Consider the following 18881-nt stretch of genomic DNA (forward strand, 5'->3'; position numbering starts at 1 on the left):
CTAACGCTTACCTACGCGGGCGGCGATGCCGACCGGTCACGCTACGCTGCAATCTGCGAGTCGGATCGCAGACCTTGCGGTTCGTCAAGTCTCGACGTGTTTTAACGTCCCCGGTATCGGGCGGGTCGGGCAATTGCGGTCAATCATGTTTGAGTGCCGAAACCCTGCGCAACTATCGATTGGCCTCTTCAGTGCGCGTCGATGAACGTTATGACGTCGGCCAGAACCGGCGAGACCGTATTCTGCGCCGCCGAAAACGACTCGACGATCGTATCGTGACCGTAACCCTGATATTTTTTCAGTTCGACGACGTCGTGATGCGCGCGCAGCGCGCCTGCGAAGCGATCACTGTTATGGGGATCGACATCGGTATCCGCCGTGCCGGTGGCGAGCAGCATCGGCGGCTCGTTTCCGGTGACGAATGCGATCGGCAGCGCGCGCTGGCGTAAGGCTGCCGGAAAGATCTCGTCCATGTGAGGGTCGCTCGTCGGGATCGCGGCGTACGGACCCGCGAGTCCGATCATCCCGGACAGCGATGAATTCGACATGCCCTGCGCGGCCAGATAGCGCGGATCGGTCGCAAGCATCGCGGCGATATGCGCGCCGGAGGAATGTCCCATCACGAAAATGCGTCCGGAATCGCCCCCAAACTCGCGCACGTGGTCGTGCGTCCAGCGCACGGCGGCAGCAGGATCGTCGAGAAAGTGGGGGAAGACGGTCTCCGGATAGCTGCGGTAGTCCGCTGCGATCGTAACGATGCCTCGCGCGGCAAGCGCTTGCGCCACTCCGCGTGAATCCGAGCGGTCGCCACTCTGCCAGGCTCCGCCGTAGAAATAGACGACCACGGGGTGGTGGATGCGGCTGCCGGGCTCGGGCATATATACGTCGAGCCGCTGGCGGGGTGCATTGCCATAGGCGATACCGCCCGGCTCGTCATGTTTGCGCGCCCGACACGCGATCACGCCGGCCGCGCATGCGGTCAGTGACAGTGAAATGAAGCTTCGTCGCGCCATTACATGCATGTTGCAATCTGCGGTCGTTATCGAAAATCAAGGCTGCGGCGCGCTCGTCGCAGCGACAGTCCTGCGGTTGCGGATCAACGCGGCATAGGTCTTCGCGCGTGCCCGTGAGTGACGCATCGTCGAGCGGATGGAGCACGGCGTACGATCTGACCTCAGGACCCGCGCCTGAGCGACGCCAATCGGCAAACGACGCGCCCTGTTCATTATTATCGCGCCAGGCACGTAAGACACGCGATTCGACAGGTGAGGGCAAGCCGTGGGCCGACCCGATCAGGACGCGGTCGATCTGCTTACCCGTTATTGAACAACACCTGCAACTTGCAGTACGTGCGGAAGACATCGTTCGCAACAGTGAGGTCCAGTGGACCAATAGGTCAAGGGCGGCCTCTCTTTATCCGGAATCGAACGCGCGCGTCTGTGGAGAAATCCACGGGCCTGACAACCGATTGCCTCCAGAAGGCGCTTGCTCTCCCGTAAAGGCTCACTTTGCGGTCCAACTTGAATGAACGGAATGCAACTAGTCAGTATGACTCCGCGAGGTAGAGGCTGGCCCGCCGGGAGGACTCAAACGCGGGTTAGTATTTCTGCCAGAGCCGCACGGTGTGGGCAGGGCCACACCCGGCGATATCCATCACGGAGGCCAGCGTGGAAAACGATAGCACACTGTACGTAGGGCTCGACGTTCACAAGGATTCGATCACGGTTGCCTATGCGCTGGGCACAGGCGAGGTCGAACTGCTCGGCAAGATTGGCACGACGAAGACGGATATTGATCGCCTCTGTAAGCGCCTGCAATCGAAGGCGCGGTACATCCGTATCGTCTACGAGGCGGGCCCGTGCGGCTATGGACTTTACCGTCAGCTCCTGGCGAAGGGAATCGACTGCATGGTGTGCGCGCCGTCTCTGATTCCGAAAAAGCCGGGCGATCGGGTCAAGACTGACCGGCGTGATGCGATCAAGCTGGTGCGGTCGCTGCGCGCCGGCGACCTGTCAGCGGTGTACGTGCCAAGCGTGGAAGACGAAGCATTCCGCGATCTGGCTCGTGCGTGGGTCAGCGCCAAGGACGATCTGAAGCGTGCCCGGCAACGGCTGAAGGCCTTTCTGCTCCTGCATGGCGTGCGCTATGCCGGCCGCGCCAACTGGGGAGCTGCGCATCGGCGCTGGCTGAGCGCCTATGCTTTCGACAGCGTCTGGCAGCAACTGGCGTTCGAGGAGTATCGGCGCACGATCGAGGATCGCCTGGCGCAATGCGACCGACTGGAGGCCGCGTTGCGCGAGGCCGTCGTCAACTGGCGATTCTATCCTGCCGTGCTGGGCCTGCAGACGATGCGCGGCGTGCAGTTCACCACGGCAGTGGGCATGCTCGCCGAGCTCGGGGATCTGTCACGCTTTGCCCACCCGCGGCAGCTGATGGCCTGGCTGGGGGTGACGCCGTCCGAACACTCGTCGGGCGACAAGCGCCGTCAGGGCAGCATCACCAAGAACGGCAACAGCTATGCAAGAAAGCTGCTGGTGGAAGCGGCCTGGAGCTACCAGCACCCGGCCCGCGTGAGTCCCGAAATCCAGCGCCGCCACGAAGGCATCCCCAAGTCCATCGTTGACCGCGCCTGGGACGCGCAGATGCGCCTGTGCCGGCGCTACCGGAAGCTCGTCGCGCGCGGCAAGCAGAAGAATATTGCGGTGGTCGCGGTCGCTCGCGAACTCGCCGGTTTCATCTGGGACATCAGCCAGCTCGCCATGTCGCTCTCCGTACGGCCCGAGGTACACATGGCGTGACCTAACCCTTAAGCAACACGTAAATCAACCTCACCACCCGAGCAAGAGTTTTCTGAAGGCGGCGTAGCCCGGCACCCGAGCAACCCGCGAGACGGTTAGGCAACGGATTTGATTCGACTTGCGGCACTAGATAGCGGCAGGCTCGCTGGGCGGACTTCTGTAATGCGGTAACCAACCCGCGGATATCAGATCCTATGAAGCGCGTTCCTCGCCACGCTGAGGTCTAAAATTGGCGTGCCGAGGTTTGCTCAAAGGAGAACGTCATGTGTTCCGATCAGACGTACACGAGTGGTGACGGAATGGTTTTGGCAGTGTCGCTGGAACTGGCTGCGGCCAAGTGGAAAGTTGCGTTGCACGACGGCCGGCGCGAGAAACCCGCCGTGCACACCGTTGCACAGCCGCAGGCTGCGGCGCGTCTGCAGGCGGTGCTGGACCTGATCGAGGCACATAAGGAAAGGGGGTCGTTGCCGACAGATGTACGGATTGCCGTGAGCTATGAGGCTGGACAGGACGCATTCTGGATCTGGCGCGCGTTACGGGCGCGACACCTCGACTGCTACGTTATTGATCCGGCCAGCATTCCGGTCGAACGCCACCAGCGGCGGGCCAAGACTGATCGGCTCGATGTCATCAAGCTCGTCATCAACCTGCGCGCGTGGCTGCGCGGCGAGCGTGATCGCATGCATGTGATTCGCGTACCGTCAGCGGAGGACGAAGCATCGCGCCATCTGATGCGAGAGCGCGGACAACTACAGAAGGAAATCCTGCAGCACCAGGATCGCATGCGCAAGCTGCTGGCCACCCTCGGCTGCTGGGATCCGGTCGATCACCGGGCTTTCGCGGACCGGCTCGAGCGCGACGAAGTGCGATGCCACGACGGTGCACCGTTACCGCGCGAGCTGTATGAGCGGTTACGGCGTGAGTGCGACCGGCTGGCCCTCGTCGAACAGCAACTTGCGGTGCTGGAAAGCACGCGAAAGACGAACGTGCCAGCAGTCGCGCGCCAGCGTTGCGATGCGCTGGCGCGCCTCAAGGGTATCGGCGAAGTGGGCGCCTCGCGTCTTGCGCTCGAGCTCTTCTGGCGGGACTTCAACAATCGCCGCGAAGTCGGCTCGTGCGTCGGGCTGGTGCCTCAGCCCTACGACAGCGGCGAAAGCCAGGTCGATCAAGGGATCAGCAAACAGGCAAACCGGCGGGTGCGCGCGCTGCTGATCGAGATTGCATGGACCTGGCTGCGCTACCAGCCCGGCAGCGCACTAACAAAATGGTTTGACCAACGCACGCTGGGTACAGGGCCGAACCGACGCGCACGACGTATCGCTATCGTCGCGGTGGCGAGACGTCTTGCCATTGCGCTGTGGCGCTATCTCAAAGACGGAGTCATTCCCGAAGGCGCTCACCTTAAGCGTGCTTAATTCCTCGAAGGTTTCGCAGAAAGGAGGTTAAGGATTGGCTAGGCAGTTACGTAGCAAACACGGTTGGAGTGAACATGCCCGTGATCACGCTGGGTTGCTGAAGCAACCGAATATTTTCAGATGGGGCATGCTCCCGGAAAAGGGTTCCGGCGTAACGCGCATGCAGGATAAGGCTGGCGACACGCCAGCGGATAGAAGGTGGTGAGATGCTGGTTCTTCTCACGAGCGCCACGGCGACTTCCGGCCAGATCGATCGGAGACACTTTATGAAAATTTGGGAAAAAGCGATCTTGACAGAACCCTCGCTCATAGAAGCATGATCCACCGTCGAGATTTACTGCTACGTCGCCCTCAGGAAATTCAGATGGCAGATCAAAACCCAAAACCGATCCCCTCTTGACAAGCGGAGTCATATCAACCGTCTGTCGCCGTGGCGTGCCCGCCACACCGCAGACACGGTCTTCCATGAGGCTCGCACTGGGCTACACGGCAGGTCGCCTGTGCGATCACGTGGGAGGCGCTCGAAGCTCAATTCTGGTTCCCGCCGGTGCTGACCAGGTCCCCATGCTCGAGGCTTTTGCTGACGGACGGCGCCGTTTTATCGCGGTCGCCGAAGGAAAAGTCCGTTCGCGTTCGGGCCAAGTGGTCAGACTCACGGCCAACGATTTCCCGATCAAACCTTGCGTTGCCGCCGGGCGGGGGAGGGAATAGTGGCGCCGGTCGACCTCTCGCCGTCACCGTCCGGGTCGCGTCGAGCGTTACCAGTCAATCCGGTGTTTCTCATCGGTCTCGCGATGCTGGAGATGGTCGCGGAGGTGCAGATACTGACTGGTTGTCGTCAGTGACGCATGCCCGAGATTACCGCGCACGAGTCGCAGATCGAGGGGCTGATCCGCCATACGTGACCCGGCACTATGACGTAGCCAGTGTGCCGATGCCTGCTCAAGGTGGTCAGCGCGCTGCGCATGGTCGTCGCCACGCGAACGCAACGAGTCTGCGGCGGCGCTGAAGACGTCCTTCACGATCTGGTGCAACGCGGCGCGCGTGAGTGGTTTGAGTGACTGGCCGACCGGCAGCACGAGCGGGGTGTCTAGTATAAGCCGGAACGACGTTGGCAAACGCTCCTGCAACATCCTCAACGCTTGACGCAAATCGACTCGCGAAATTCAGTCTTGAATCGGGCGATATAGACAGAGTGCTTTTCGCGTAAGGTCGAGATTTGCTGCGCGTTGAATCCCATGAAAGAGAACATTCCGTGGTGGCGCGCGATAAAGGCACATCGATTGAAATTCAGCCGGTCGCGAAGCAGCGCAGCCAGCTCTCTCCGGTTGCCGACGATGCGTTGGCGCATTTGGTCCAGTTCGCTCGACCATGACAACTTCCTCGCAAAGCCCCAGGCTGCAAACGTGCTCCACTAGACGGTATTTCGGCGGCTCATTGCGAGAAATGCCGCATGCGAATCAAACGGCAGGACTGCCCAGCGAATCGCGCTTGGTCGCTGCCCACTTCGTCGCGACTTTGTGGGTGTGATCGGCAAGTCGCGCCGGGTGCGCTGCGGGCCGAGGTCGAAGGCGAAAGCCATTGCGAGTATGGCCGCAAGGCGAGCGCCCGCACTCGCTGTCTCGCACCGAAGTCATCGGGGCGGCTGTTGAACATGTCGCGAGTTATCCAGCTATAATTCGTCCGTTCACCCAACGCTCCTTGTAACCTCGAATCTGTGTCTTCCAGACGAAACAAAACCCGCAGTGCCCGCGGCCATAGACCGTTGACCAAGGCGCTTTTGTTGCCAATGGATCGCGCTTCGGCGAGCGAGCAGTCGCTTGCCATTCATCTTGCTCTCGTTGCGTGTCGGAGCGGTCACGGAAATGGACACCTGATCAATGAATTGATGCGCGCGGTGTATCTGAGCTGGTTCCTGCAGCGTGCTGGATTTGGAAGTCGCCCCGTGGAGCAGTTCAGGATCGCCGAGTACGCCGTTGAAGCGACTTTGGCGCGCGCTCACGAGTGTGGCGAGTGGCGTTTGCCGGGCGACACGATTGATGACTTCGAAGCGCTTGTTGCCCTTTATGATTCGCAACTGGCCGGTGTACCGCTGCACGAGGTACTTGCGGCAGAGCGGAAGCTGAGAGCATTCCTCGCGGGGAACGCCAGTTCGCCAATCTCCATGAAAGCCTGATCTGACATAGACGCCGGGGGTCGTTGGGCATTTTTCAAGGCGGCCTGTGGCTCAATGCGACCGCCGGGCTGCGCTCCCTGACTCCGACTTCAATGGTTAAGCTCCCTGGAATCGCTTTCTGGGAGGAAACTGCGCTTCCCAGTTCACCCTATGCTAGTTCACGATTTCACGATGATGTCTGTCCTTGTCCATATACAGGGTCCCTCTCAATTATGGGAGACTTTCCTGCGGCCCTGACCGGTTTTACCGGTAAGCCGGAATATGGTTACATCAGCCTCCAGCGCCCAGTGCGTTTCGACGACTCAGGTGACATTGCACTGCCTGCCAGGTGGTTGGCGCCTTACATTCCACGCCAAACCGCACGCCGATTGCGCAGGCTGTGAGCCGCACATTACCTGGCCAGACGAAAATGTCGAGCTGCCGCAGCCCGTCGTTTTTTGAACCCACTGCGACCGCATTTTTCATTTGCGCCGCAGCCGGCGAATTGCTGTTCAAAGTGCCGAAATCCTCCAAATGGCGACGCACCCGGCAAATGAGAGGGTCGTGCCTCGCAGTCGACTATCTTTCTTCTGTTTTGAGCAGCGGGTTCGGGCAGAAAAGAGCCCGTGCGTTGCCAGGCTGACTCCATATCAGGAGGGGACACGGAAGAGGTGGAATTCAAGTTTTAAAGCCATGCCCGGCAGCGTAATTAATTGCGGCGAGCTTTATACGCTGTAGCTGTCGTTGTTTGTCGCGCCGATCAATGCAAACTGCCCGAAGCCGTCGTCATCGGTTAGCGAAACGCCTGACGCACGTCTGCGGTCAAACGCGGCGGAGAAAGTATCTTCAGCGCTACGCAACTGTGCGAAGGCGGCGACATCGCCGCACGCACCGGCCAGCAGCCCGCTCAGGATCATCGCTTGGCATAGTCTCGACTGCGTTTAGGTTGCCTTGCCGCGCTGCATGGCATCGAGCGCGACATGAACTGGCACGCAAAGACGGTTCACATCGGTACGCCGCATCTGTAACAGAATGTCTCGCTCTGGCGTGCACGTGCGGACTCGGGGCGGCCTTGTAATCGGGATTATCCTGACCACAGGAAAGGTGAGGGTTTGCGGGAGTGGGAAGGCCTGTGCATAAAGGTGCAGGCGCGAATGTTTCAAGCGCACGTAGCGTTGGCCAAGTTGTACGCATTGGTCCGAACTAACCGAAAAAACGAAAAAACGGCGCAACGGGCTATATGTTTGACAGTATTGCGCAAACGGGATCTGGGGGTCTGCCGAGGAGTGCGGAATTTAACTTCGAGAGTTCAAAATGATGTCGATTGCTATTATCCGCAACGCCAACTTATGCGCGATAGACCATCCGCTGGGAGACAAATGGGTGCGTTCCAAGAAGAACCTGCCGTGAGCGGATATGCCCGACGTCAAGCGGTGGCGGGGGATTGCCTCAAAGAAGTGCTCCTCGAAAGGCCCAAGGCGAGCCTATGCGATTGGAATATGCGACCGACGCAAGCGGCGCAGGTCAAAATGTCGACTGAGCAGGACATGAAGACATGGTCATCCTGGCGATTCTGCTGCGATAAGCGATGTCGAATCGGCCGAATATAGGTCTGAACGATTTGAGGTCGTTAATGCGCGTGGAAGGAGTTAGACAAGCTGTTTGCATGCCGCCGCCCCGGCCGCAGAGTGATTCTCTGAGTTCGTACATGTGCGCGTGTAGTCCGCTATCCGCGGAGTGAAGTGAAGCGCTATTCTGTTGATTAATATAGATTTATCAATAGATGCGCACGCCGGTCAACTCATATTCGGATAACCTTTGCCGTATTCTCAATGTGCTTTTCGCGCGGCGTCGCCCTGAGCTGACGCCTGCGGCCTCAATGTCGCGCTTGTTAAACATGTCGGCGTCCCGGTATCGAATGGCAATCCCGTGAGACAATCCGCGGCCCAGACGGGCAGGTCAGCCGGAGTTCTTTATCGTTACTGTGCGAACACCGTATTGATCCTTCCACTACCCTGTGCACCTCCCGCTTTGCCGCGTGCCGAATGTGCCCGCATTGCCTCCAATAACTGTGAATGATGAAGCTTGTATGTGGTCCCGTGACGAAAGTATTCATATTTTCAGAAAATCTGCGACCACCACTGGTTCGTCCAACGAGTGAGCATCGCCGCTTACCGCGCCTGCTTTGCGGTACGACAAGTGTCATCGCCTTTTGCCTGGGCGGGCAGTCATGGGCGTCGGGAGCAGAGGCCGCCACCGCTCCGCCGTCACCCGAGGCCCACGTTGACCACAAGAATGGGCCTGCCACGGACCAACTTCCGCCGGTCGTCGTGACGGCAGAAAAGAAGCCCGAATTGGAGCAGAAGACGCCGGTGGCCATGAGCGTATATGGCGGAGTCAGGCTCGAGGGTCTCGGCGTGAGCGACCTCAAGTCCCTGAGTACAATTGCGCCGGACGTGAACTTCGCACAGGTGCAGACGGTGGTGCCGGTCATCACGATCCGTGGCATTTCGAGCCGCGACGTGACCGAGGTCGGCGATCCCGCGGTGGTGGTAGTGACCGACGGTAGTTCAGTCAACCGTCCGTACGCGCTAAGCGGAACACTCTACGACCTCGAAGGCATCGAGGTGTTGCGCGGACCGCAGAACACGCTTTATGGGCGCAACGCCAACGGCGGGCTTATTAACATCGTCACGGCTAAGCCTGCGAAGGACGTGGAAGGTAGCGCGTCGGTCGACCTCGGCAATTACAACGCCCGCAATCTCGCGGCAATGTTGAATGTTCCTGTGAACGATGCCGTGCAGTTTCGAATCGCAGCGGTTTCGCGTCGACACGACGGGTATCTAAACAACGCGCCGCAGTCCGATGGCGACGACGAAAACACGCGTTCTGGCCGCCTCTCCGTTGCCGTGGAACCGTCCCGGGATTTCCACGTGCTGTTCACCGTGCAGCAGACCACGACGAGGGGCGTGGGTCCGGTGTCGCTCGACATCCCGTACGTCTATAACGCCGATGGGAGCGTGTCGCACGAGAAACCACAGTTTCCTGATGATCCGCGCACGTTCACATACGCTACGCCGCAGTCGTTAAATATCTCGGACACGCTCGCACGGTGGAGCTTCACCTACGACCTTCCCGCAGTTGAGCTAAGTTACACAGGAGGGTACGACAGCCTGGCGTACCACCACGATGGTGATAGCAGCGCGAGCCCTGGTACACCGGTGTCTTATCAGCAGAACGAATATCCGAAAACGCAGAATCACGAATTGCGGGTGGCATCCCGCGGCGACACGCGCTGGTCGTGGCAGGCAGGCGCGTCGTACTTCGAGGAGTCGTCGACCCTCTACAGCGCGAACGTGGCACCATTCGCGGGCGGCATGTATCTGCCAACACTGGCATTCGCCTACGACCTGCATACAGCGTCAACAGCCGCGTTCGGACAGACATCGTTTGAGCTCACGGATAAGGTCAAGCTGACGGCCGGCCTTCGAATGACCCGGGACGAAAAGAGCCGCGTTGGCGAGTATTTTTTTGCGGATTCAAACGCGCAGCCGCTGACCTACACCCATGTGCCGCAGGACAACTCCGGTTCGTGGTCGAAGCCGACGGTGCATCTTGCGGCACAATGGTCGCCGAGTGCCGTGGCGATGACCTATATGCGATTCGACACCGGCTACAAGGCGGGCGGGTTTTCATCGGCGGGACCGTACGCACCCGAAACGGTCAAGGGCGTTGAGCTGGGCGCAAAGACGCGCTGGCTCAGCGGGCGGCTGCAAATCAATGCAAGCGCGTTCGATTACGACTACACCGGCCAACAGATCTCGCAGTTGGTGCCGTTTGCGAACGGGCAAGTCGGCACGAAGATCGTCAATGCCGGACGCACGCAAATTTATGGCGCGGATACCGACGTGCTGGCGTTGATTGAGCCGATCGGCAAGATCAATCTTTCCGTGGCCTGGCTGCACGCGCGCTTCACGGATTTTCTTGTGGAAGGTGATGGAGGGCAGAATGTGCAGCTCGCTGGCAACGCACCACCGCAAAGTCCAACATGGTCAGTCGGTCTCGGTATCGAGCACGCTTGGCCAGTGCCGTCCGGCCGCCTGATCGGACGGGTGGATGCAAAATTTCAGAGCAGCCAGCATTTCACGGTATTCAACTACGGCGACGACTACGAGAAACCCCGATTGACCGCAGACCTTTCGGCGACCTATATCCCGAATGGCGAGGACTTCGAAGTGCTTGCCTACGTGCGCAATGTCACAAACACACTTACGTACATGGCGGCCGAAGAATACTCATTCGACGACTCCTATCGATATGCGTTTGCTGCGCCGCGAACCTTCGGCGTGAAGGTGACCTACTACTGGTGAGCGGACATTGCCGGCGACTGCGGTCACCTCCTACCCATATTCGATTTATTGCAAGCGTGGTTTGTCACATTGAATCGGCGAATGTACGAAGACGCCGTGTCAGTTTGCTGGTCCTGAATCAAAATGCATATCCTTTCTGGTAACGCGTCGCGAACACTCGAGGCGACAGTGTCATGTGCGGTTACCCGCCGATGGGACGGCCCGAGTCGTGCGTACCGGGACAGGCGGCCCGTAGGCGCGTGCCTGCAAATTCCGATAGTCGGTGGGTGTTGTCGCCAGATACTTCCTGAACAGTTTGGCCAGCCGGCCGCCGCCGCTGATACCGCAGCGTCGCGCGATCTTATCGATCGGCAGACTCGAGTCGAGGAGCATCCTGCAGCTCATATTCAGACGCGCGCGAAGGAGATAGTCGGAGGGTGTCATGCCGATTTCACTCTTGAAGCGGCGCAGGAAGTTGCGCTCGCTCATCGCCGCGACCTGCGCCGCATCATCAATTGAAACGGGAAGATCGACGTTCGCTTCCAGCCAGCGAGCAGATGCCATGATCTTCTCACTGATCTGTGTCGCCACGCTGGGCGTGCTAGGCGAAGTGAACGGCGAGTGATGCTGGGGCACGATCGACGCCGCAACCTCCCGCGCCAGATCGGACCCGAGATTCTCTTCCACGATGCGCAGCGCCGTCGATATGGCGCCCGGCGCTTCTGTCAGCGACTGCGCCGGATGCGGGCTGTATGGCTCGTGACCGCCGTACTGTATCGGACAGTAGCGACTCGGAAGCCCGGCCGCCTCCAGAATCAGCCGGCCTTCCGCAATGGGATGCACGATCTCGCTGAATGGATGCCTGCGGCGTAGCCAGTTGCTTAGGCGTTCGTCGCGGGATGCCTGCTGTACTTCAGCCCCACCGGCAATGAACAACAGGTGCGTGTCGTTCGTACCGCGGTGCGACTGGACATCGTCGGTCCAGACAAATACTGATGATGAACTGGCGATGCGCCCACCCGCGGCCGAAAGCAGCGAGACGTCGTAGCGTGCACGACCCGGCCGCTGCGCGGCAACAAGCGAGTTTGCCTTCTGGAAGATCTCGATGACTGCTGCGACCTCTGGCAATGCAAATCCATTGAACAGCGCGATGTCGACGCGAGTCATCGCTCTTCCTTGCGTCGGCGCGGTAGTTTGCCGCGAGTATCGCGGCAGTGTGCGTGCCAGCTCCATTTATCTTTCCCCAGAATGTTTTGGTCCGCAAAGCCTGTTTAGAGGCTCTATCGTTTTGTTATGGATGTGCGTTACGCAAATGACGGTGGCGTCACTATCACGCGGTCGAATACGCTAACGCCTGGAAGGGCGATTTCGAGCTCGATGGACGTTGCTAGCGATCTATGAGTAATCGTTCGGCTGTAGGCGTAGTTGGCCGGATTAACGGCTGAGTCGACGTCCCGATTTTTGCATGCGCAGCCGTTGCAAACGGCGTTTGAATTCATGCAACTACGCTTCATGAAGGAATGGAACAGAGACGTTCCTGGAAACTTTTCCAGTCGATAGCAAGCAGGGGAATAGTTCTGTCGCCTCGCGCGCGATACGAGAAAAATCGCATCCAGCCGTCAAGGAAAATACCCTGCCCCGGTCGAAGTAAGCATGGCGGCCTCGCAACGTGAGGCTGGCTTATGCCTGCAATCTGTTCGACGACGTCATCAAGCAATTCGCTATTCCGGACGGTATGCGAGTTTGCACTGTCTGTCTGCGCTGCGAGATACCACTCAACGGCATCTTCTACGAGGCATGTGGACAATTCCACATACGACGCGCCAACGTCATCGAGCACTGTCGCGGCAGTCGGGTCCCGCACTGCGTCTCCCGTCGTGCGTTTGAGCGCAGCCATTCTTGCGTGTCGCGGAAGTTTTCCGAATGATGTTTCGCTGCGCCGCAAGGAGTCTTGAAATGTTGGAGAAGACGCTAGCCACCGACCTGCGACCCGACTGCCAATACGCGGTGCCGCGACAAATATGCCGGTCGGCGCGGTGCTTTCCATCTGTGTAAGCTCTCTCAGGTTTGTGTTATAAAAAGTATAACGATGTCGCTGTGAGCTTGCAAGATATGCGTGCTTGCGGGTGGGTTTTTTGTTGCGGCAATATTCGAGTTATTGGATGCATGCGCAATGCAACGACTACGGGCTGCACCCCTGCCTCGAGTAGCTGCTATATGATGGCGGTGCGCGCGGAGTATTCGCTATTGCAACCCCCTGGAAGCATGCGGCACCATCGATTCAACAAAGTGAGCGGCGCCGACAATTGCATTACCGGGTCGGAGCAATCAGACGGGTTTCGCAACCGGCCTGCGCGATATTTTTTGATAGCTGTCTGCACCAACGAGCGTCCGTAGTTAGACCTGGCGTGGTATCAGGGCTTGCCCGTGTGCAATTTACCGAGGACTTCTAGAGGAGACAGGACGCTAAGCGTTCTTTGCGGCCTTCACGAGACACTCTGACAGCTTGTCAAAATGGCGCAGAGCGGCTTGCGTAAGTTCGATCTGTTTGCGCCGTGCGTCCTCGGTGTCAGACAGCATGATCCAGCCCTTGTCGCGCATGGATGTAATACGGGCATGCAAAGTGGCCGGCGAGCCGAGTTCGCTCACCCCCATCAGGTCTCTGACGGATAGCCGGTCCTTGGTTTGGGCAGCGCGGGCAACGAATTCCAGAATCCGCTCTTCGAGCGGGTCGAGCAAGGGCAGCGAAGGCAGGCCGCGAAGCGCTTCGGCAAGTTGCAGAAACCGGAGGTAGAGGTCGGCAGGGCGCGTCATGGATTACGCTCAAATACAGGGTCGGTCGCACGCTGACCGGTGGATGGGCTATGATGCTGCACAGTCGATCCGGGCGATCTCTATTCTACCTCGATGTCTAGCTTACGTTTGCATTTCTGGTCGGTGGTCGGCACCGCGGTTGTCTTCATGCTGTCGCTATGGATCAATCAGGAAATCTTCACGCACACTGAGTTCGTGCGTGGTGTGAACTGGATTTACTTGCCATCCGGTGTCCGGCTTCTGAGCACATTGCTGTTAGGCGGCGACGGCGCAATCGGCCTGCTCATCGCGAGTTGGCTGGTTGACTTCTTTTACTTCTTTCCGCAAGACCCCGTTCGCTCATTTGCGGGCGGGATCATTGCGACGGTGGCGCCGTATGCGGTCTACCGGCTTGCGCTGGAGCGCTACAAACTACGTGCGTCGCTGACGAATCTCACGCCCAAGCGGCTTCTTGTTCTTGCCTTCGCATATTCAGTAGTGAATCCGCTTCTGCATCACATCTGGTTTGCTCTGCAGGGCGACACGGAGAACATCGCCGAGCGTCTTTTTGCCATGTTCGTAGGCGATTTCGCGGGCGCGCTAATCATGCTCTACACGATGAAAGGCATGCTAGCGGTATTGCCAACGACACGACAAGCCGACTCGATAGTCGACCACGGAGACGAGGTGCCCCCGGGCGAGCGGCGCAAACAGATCTGACTGATTCGCGCAGGGGCATGCAGAACCAAAGCTGTCCGTTGTCACTCTTGACGGGTCGGATTGCAGTCACGAATCGGCTGGCTTTTCCATTCGTTCGCGGGTGGTGCATTTACAGTATTTTTTAGCCTGCGTCTTCATCATCACGTACGTGACGCGCGTGTCGGTTATCGGCAACGGGGTAGCCTGTCGATGCCTCCTGCCGGTACGACCCGTTGGAACCGGCCCCTTACTACTTGCGACGGTTTTGCCAGGCAAGTCACTATAAAAATCATAACAAATTGAACAGACGATTGCAAATCTGCCTTGAAGGGCTGTGACGCAAAAAGTGACGTCTGCGTGTCAGCCTGATTGACGGTCTGGTATGGCAAGGGCCGATTAGTTGCTGCCATCGAATCTATTCGTCCGGGATGATCGGCAGTCCCGGCGCGGATGGACAAGCTGAACTGCAATGCTCCGCCAGATATTGATTGTAGCGAGGTGTCAACACAGGCCTCGCATCACGGCAGAGTACAACCACGAATGCCCGCCCGAACCTGAATCGTTGCTTGAGCTTGACAGACAAAGGCAAAGTGTTCTCGTCGAAACCTATGTCCGATTGCCCAGCGCCGGAATTGACGTCAGGCAACTCGTGCGCGACGACGTCAGTTGCGGGCGCTTCTCAACGCACGAGCAGGACGATGACCTCGCGATTGAAGTGCGTCGCCATTGAACAGCCGGTCAACATTTCGCAGCGTACTGTGCAGGCGTACGCTCGTCAAAAATCGAGCGTAGCCCGCGGCCCCGTTCGATTTACTCCGGAGTGGGAACGAGCTTGCAAGCCTCATCGCGCACCATCTTTTCTACGTCCCGGTTCCACCGGCTCCCCCCGTTCCGCCTGTTCCGCCGGTCGGGGTAGATGAGCCACCGGTGCCTGAAATCGGTGCCGCAGCGCCCGCAGCGAGCGCCGCGCTGGCAAGCGCTGCGGTGGGTTGGCCGTTACTCGTAATTGCACCGGCGGTCAGCAGGGCGTCGAGATCCGCGTCTGCCCCTGGTTGGCCCGGGGTGAACGATATAGTCAAGAACGAATTTGTTGATAACGTTACGCCATACATGCTCTTGATCAGTCGCGCCACCGCGTTTTCTGCATTTGCTATCACCGTGCTATTCGTCAGCGCGCTCTGGTAGGTCGAATTGGTCGTGATGCCGGCAATCAGACCGTTGAGCGTCGTGCCGAGCTGTCCAGCCAGATAGCTCAAGAGTAGCTGGGTAAGCGACGTAATGTTGTATGTCCCCGCACCGGCGGCAAATGAATTGAGGACGATTGAACCACTTGTGACCGTAAGCAGGCATGGGCCGTCGAAGTGAAACGTACTCGAATATGCTCCGTTCGAATCTGAAGTCGCGTTGCTGGAGCCATTCTTGCAGCTCATCTGGATGGCCCCGTTGGCCACCGGAGCGCCGACTGCTACCGTTCCTTTGATAGTCGAACGTGGCGAATCGCCACCTCCTCCGCATGCGACGAGCGTGCTGCTCGCGAGCACAATCGATCCATACTGCAGCGCCCGCCACGCGCGGGTATCAACTAGTTTCATGGTACTTCTCCGAGAGAAAGTTACTCATAATTTCGCAGGCGGATAAGCCTGCACTGTCGCTACCTCTTGCTAACTGCTTTCACGGTCAAGCCACAACGCCATTTTTGTAGCTGTCGAGGAACCGGTCGGCTTGCCATGTCAATCCGGCTTCGGCGGCCCATTGTCCGGTCGCGCATAGCGGATATACGCGTCACGCATGCGATACATCTGCGTCGAAAAATATGCCGCGCTAAAACGTCCTTGGTTCAGCAGATATTGGCCCGTGCTATACGGGAAGTTGAGGTTCTCTGCTACACCGGGCGACAGGTAGTTGGTCGAGCCAACGCGTGTACGGAAATCCAGCGCAAACGCCTGGGCCCCGTCTACTTGAGTAATACCCGGTTTCATACCTTGACGCGGCGTGAGAGGGAAGCTGATGCTTGCACCGAGGAAGCTTCCCCGGCCGCTGTGTTCGCCATGAACACTGACAGACACATCGTCGAACCAGCGGGTCAGCGTGATAAGGGGACCCTTGTCACCCCCCACATAACGCGCCACCCCAGCTTCAACCCATAGATTCCACGAAGGTTGAACCCATCGGTAGGTGATCATTGCGTTTTCCTGATGCGACAGCGTATCTTCACCGGGCTCCTGATGCAGATAGGCGAGACGTACTCGCACGACATCCGGCCGGCCAGGGACGAAGGCAGTTGTTTCGTTCTCGATGCCAATGTAGTGGTAATTGAACTTACCTACGGCGGCCACATTCAGGACTCCCGGCATGACCCAGAAACTTTGAGCCAACGCCGTAGTGGTCAGGCCGCCGCGCAGGCGGTATTGGCTGAACACCCGGTGATTGTCCATATTCGCCGTGTTGTACAAGGGGGCGATGTAGCTTGCGTACAGTTCAGCGCCACGCCACAGCGGAACGAATGCTTGAATATTCGCCCCGAAAGAAATATCGAAGTTTCCGTACTCGGTGCCATACAGATAACTCGTCACGGGCGAGATCTGAATGCGCGTGAGTCCATGACGCCGATCATCACCATGCCATGCAATCGAGTCCGGGTCATAAGTCGGCTGCGTTCGCATCGTCATCGATGCACTTGCCGCGGAAGGTGCCCCGCCGGCGAGGAAATGTGCATAGGCTTTACGATCGACGGCGATGTCGGCGAGCGGTTCGTTGGCCTTCTTGACTACTGCGCGTATTCGCTCGATGTCACGCGGTGCATTGATACTCGCCACTCCCAGCACGATGCCAAGCGCGTCAGCCTCGTTCTGGTTGTACCGGTGGTTCTCATATTCGACGATGAGATCCCGGCCGCTGATTCCCACGCGCACGCGTTCGAGACCTGCGGCAAACAATTCCGTGGCAATCGAATCGAGCGCGGACGTGTCCAGCGACTCGGAAATGGCCGGCGCGTGCTCAGTAGACACCGCAGAGGTTGTATTGGCTACGACGACCGACGCATAGGATCGCAGCGGCGGCACAAATGGAACCGCCTCTCCGGCAACGCGATCCGGCTGCTCCACAGCTCGTGGCTCGAGAAGCGGCTGCATGCTACGCGGCACGATAGCTTCGCTTGCGTCCGCATCGGTTGGTCCCTGCTGCATCTGAGCGTTGGTGCCATCGCACAGACCGTCTGTGCAGCGCCGTGAATTGAACCGCTCGCCGAACGGGATCTGGATGCCCACCGAGATCGATGTCCGCGGCGATACGCCGTCTGTCGACCTGACCGCACGCATTATCGTAGCGATTACGTTGGCGTCGGCTAGCCACGTAATGCGGGGCGACTGATAACGTACGCCTATGTAGGGCGTCTTCGAGTCATGTTCAGCCAGCAGCGATAGTCCCGTCTGCCAGAGCGACAACTGGGCACCTCCGAATAGGCCATCAAGCCGATCGCCTTGTCCATAGCCGATTGTCAGGTTGAGCGGCCCAATGGGCTGTGATACCGCGCCGTACTTTGAGCGAAAAAAATGTGTTTGACCACCGATGTCGGTCATGCCGAACGCGATGGCCGGCTGATATTTGAAGAACTGCGGGACTGCCAATTTGACATCGGCCATCAAATGACGAAAGATAAAATGATCCTGTCCGGCGTATCTAGTCGGCACATCCGCGGGATAGTTCGCCAAACCGCCGGCCACCTCAACGTACGGCAAGAGCCCGACGGCACCCCAGTAGATCTGAGAGCCTGTTGCTTGCGTACCGTAGCGGGGGTCGATGTAGTTGTTGTACTGTCCCTCGCCGACGCCCTCCGGCAATGGGAACGCATAGGGGATCACCAGACCGCCTGCCTGGCCGAGGGAGCTCAGGGCTGGGTCGACAGCGTGCGCCGACGCAGAAAATGCCAGTACAGCGCCGAGCGCCAGCGCTTGCGGCGCGGATTGAGGTCGATATATGCGCAATCTGCAGAGTCCCTTTCATGTTGAAGCCATTGACGGACGTAGCAACAAAGCTGGGATCACACGACAGAACGGATCCACCCATTGCGTTTTCCACGCGATTAACTTCTTTCGACTAAGAGAATTTCGTCAGTAGGCACGAAGGTGCGCAATATGGCCGCGCGTGGCTCTCACACTGCAAACAGACCAATGTCGGACTGCGTAAAAATTTCGGTACCCGCGCGAGATACCAACGGCATCCGCATAAACGGTGTCGGGTCGACCCTGCTGAAAAAGTAGAACGTCGTCGTGAGCGTCAAGCGTATCTAACGAGCGCGAGCCCCGGCAACGCAGAGTCGATCGACACGTCGCTTCTTGTGAATTTGCAACCGACCTGCTCGGCACGTGCGAGCAGCCAATCGATTTGTAGGCCGCCTCGACGCTGCAGACTTGTCAAACGCACGAGCGCAACCTGGCGCTTTTCTGTAGCAAAAATCTCAACAGTCGCCCACCACTCGTCTCCGCCTCCTGATCTATGGCTCCCCTCAGATCTCTAACGTTGAAATGTCTGTGCCCTCACTGAAGAGATCTAGCCACCGGGGTCGATCCTATAGAACAATTTGAATTTCCGACACCGCGTGTCGGAATGAGACCCAATGTTGGCGAATGCAGCCATATACGAGAGCGACACGTCCCCGAATCGTCCGTGCAGA

Annotated in this window: 11 protein-coding genes and 1 pseudogene; 5 read left to right on the forward strand and 7 right to left on the reverse strand. The window is 58.7% G+C overall.

Features of this window, described 5'->3' with window-relative positions:
* Window positions 1-188: 188 nt before the first annotated feature.
* Window positions 189-1013 (reverse strand): alpha/beta hydrolase, encoded by an 825-nt coding sequence (locus B0G80_RS44840; protein ID WP_116124124.1) that lies wholly within the window; start codon window positions 1011-1013, stop codon window positions 189-191.
* 654 nt (window positions 1014-1667) lie between these two features.
* On the opposite strand from B0G80_RS44840, the gene B0G80_RS44845 reads away from it, so the two are divergent.
* Window positions 1668-2798, forward strand: coding sequence for an IS110 family transposase (locus B0G80_RS44845; protein ID WP_116124125.1), 1131 nt, complete (start codon window positions 1668-1670; stop codon window positions 2796-2798).
* 263 nt (window positions 2799-3061) lie between these two features.
* Window positions 3062-4213: an IS110 family transposase gene (locus B0G80_RS44850; protein WP_116124126.1), complete on the forward strand. Its 1152-nt coding sequence runs from the start codon at window positions 3062-3064 to the stop codon at window positions 4211-4213.
* 758 nt (window positions 4214-4971) lie between these two features.
* Here B0G80_RS44850 and B0G80_RS44855 read toward each other — a convergent pair.
* Both B0G80_RS44855 and B0G80_RS44860 read right to left on the reverse strand, forming a co-directional pair.
* Window positions 4972-5304: pseudogene (locus B0G80_RS44855) on the reverse strand (tyrosine-type recombinase/integrase); the annotation flags it as partial.
* Window positions 5305-5348: 44 nt separating this feature from the next.
* Window positions 5349-5591 (reverse strand): aminotransferase class I/II-fold pyridoxal phosphate-dependent enzyme, encoded by a 243-nt coding sequence (locus B0G80_RS44860; protein ID WP_258879295.1) that lies wholly within the window; start codon window positions 5589-5591, stop codon window positions 5349-5351.
* 387 nt (window positions 5592-5978) lie between these two features.
* On the opposite strand from B0G80_RS44860, the gene B0G80_RS44865 reads away from it, so the two are divergent.
* Both B0G80_RS44865 and B0G80_RS44875 read left to right on the forward strand, forming a co-directional pair.
* The gene (locus tag B0G80_RS44865) at window positions 5979-6389 is read left to right on the forward strand and encodes a hypothetical protein (protein WP_258879296.1); all 411 of its coding nucleotides are present in this window, start codon (window positions 5979-5981) and stop codon (window positions 6387-6389) included.
* Window positions 6390-8698: 2309 nt separating this feature from the next.
* Window positions 8699-10738, forward strand: coding sequence for a TonB-dependent receptor (locus B0G80_RS44875; RefSeq protein ID WP_181920241.1), 2040 nt, complete (start codon window positions 8699-8701; stop codon window positions 10736-10738).
* Between the two features lie 171 nt (window positions 10739-10909).
* Here B0G80_RS44875 and B0G80_RS44880 read toward each other — a convergent pair whose 3' ends face one another.
* Window positions 10910-11950, reverse strand: a complete 1041-nt coding sequence (locus tag B0G80_RS44880) for a GlxA family transcriptional regulator (RefSeq protein WP_116124131.1) — start codon at window positions 11948-11950, stop codon at window positions 10910-10912.
* A 1233-nt stretch (window positions 11951-13183) separates the two neighbouring features.
* Complete coding sequence (locus tag B0G80_RS44885; RefSeq protein WP_106286102.1) at window positions 13184-13531, reverse strand: MarR family transcriptional regulator; 348 nt, start codon at window positions 13529-13531, stop codon at window positions 13184-13186.
* A gap of 93 nt (window positions 13532-13624) precedes the next feature.
* Here B0G80_RS44885 and B0G80_RS44890 point away from each other — a divergent pair, with 93 nt between their 5' ends.
* Window positions 13625-14230: a hypothetical protein gene (locus B0G80_RS44890; RefSeq protein WP_258879297.1), complete on the forward strand. Its 606-nt coding sequence runs from the start codon at window positions 13625-13627 to the stop codon at window positions 14228-14230.
* A gap of 839 nt (window positions 14231-15069) precedes the next feature.
* Here B0G80_RS44890 and B0G80_RS44900 read toward each other — a convergent pair.
* Both B0G80_RS44900 and B0G80_RS44905 read right to left on the reverse strand, forming a co-directional pair.
* Entirely contained in the window at window positions 15070-15801 is a 732-nt protein-coding gene (locus tag B0G80_RS44900; RefSeq protein ID WP_116124133.1) for a carboxypeptidase regulatory-like domain-containing protein, read from the reverse strand.
* A gap of 138 nt (window positions 15802-15939) precedes the next feature.
* On the reverse strand, window positions 15940-18192 hold the full coding sequence (locus B0G80_RS44905) for a YjbH domain-containing protein (RefSeq protein WP_116124134.1): 2253 nt from the start codon (window positions 18190-18192) through the stop codon (window positions 15940-15942).
* Window positions 18193-18881 lie beyond the last annotated feature (689 nt).

The organism is Paraburkholderia sp. BL6669N2, assembly GCF_003387275.1.
Taxonomy (GTDB): domain Bacteria; phylum Pseudomonadota; class Gammaproteobacteria; order Burkholderiales; family Burkholderiaceae; genus Paraburkholderia.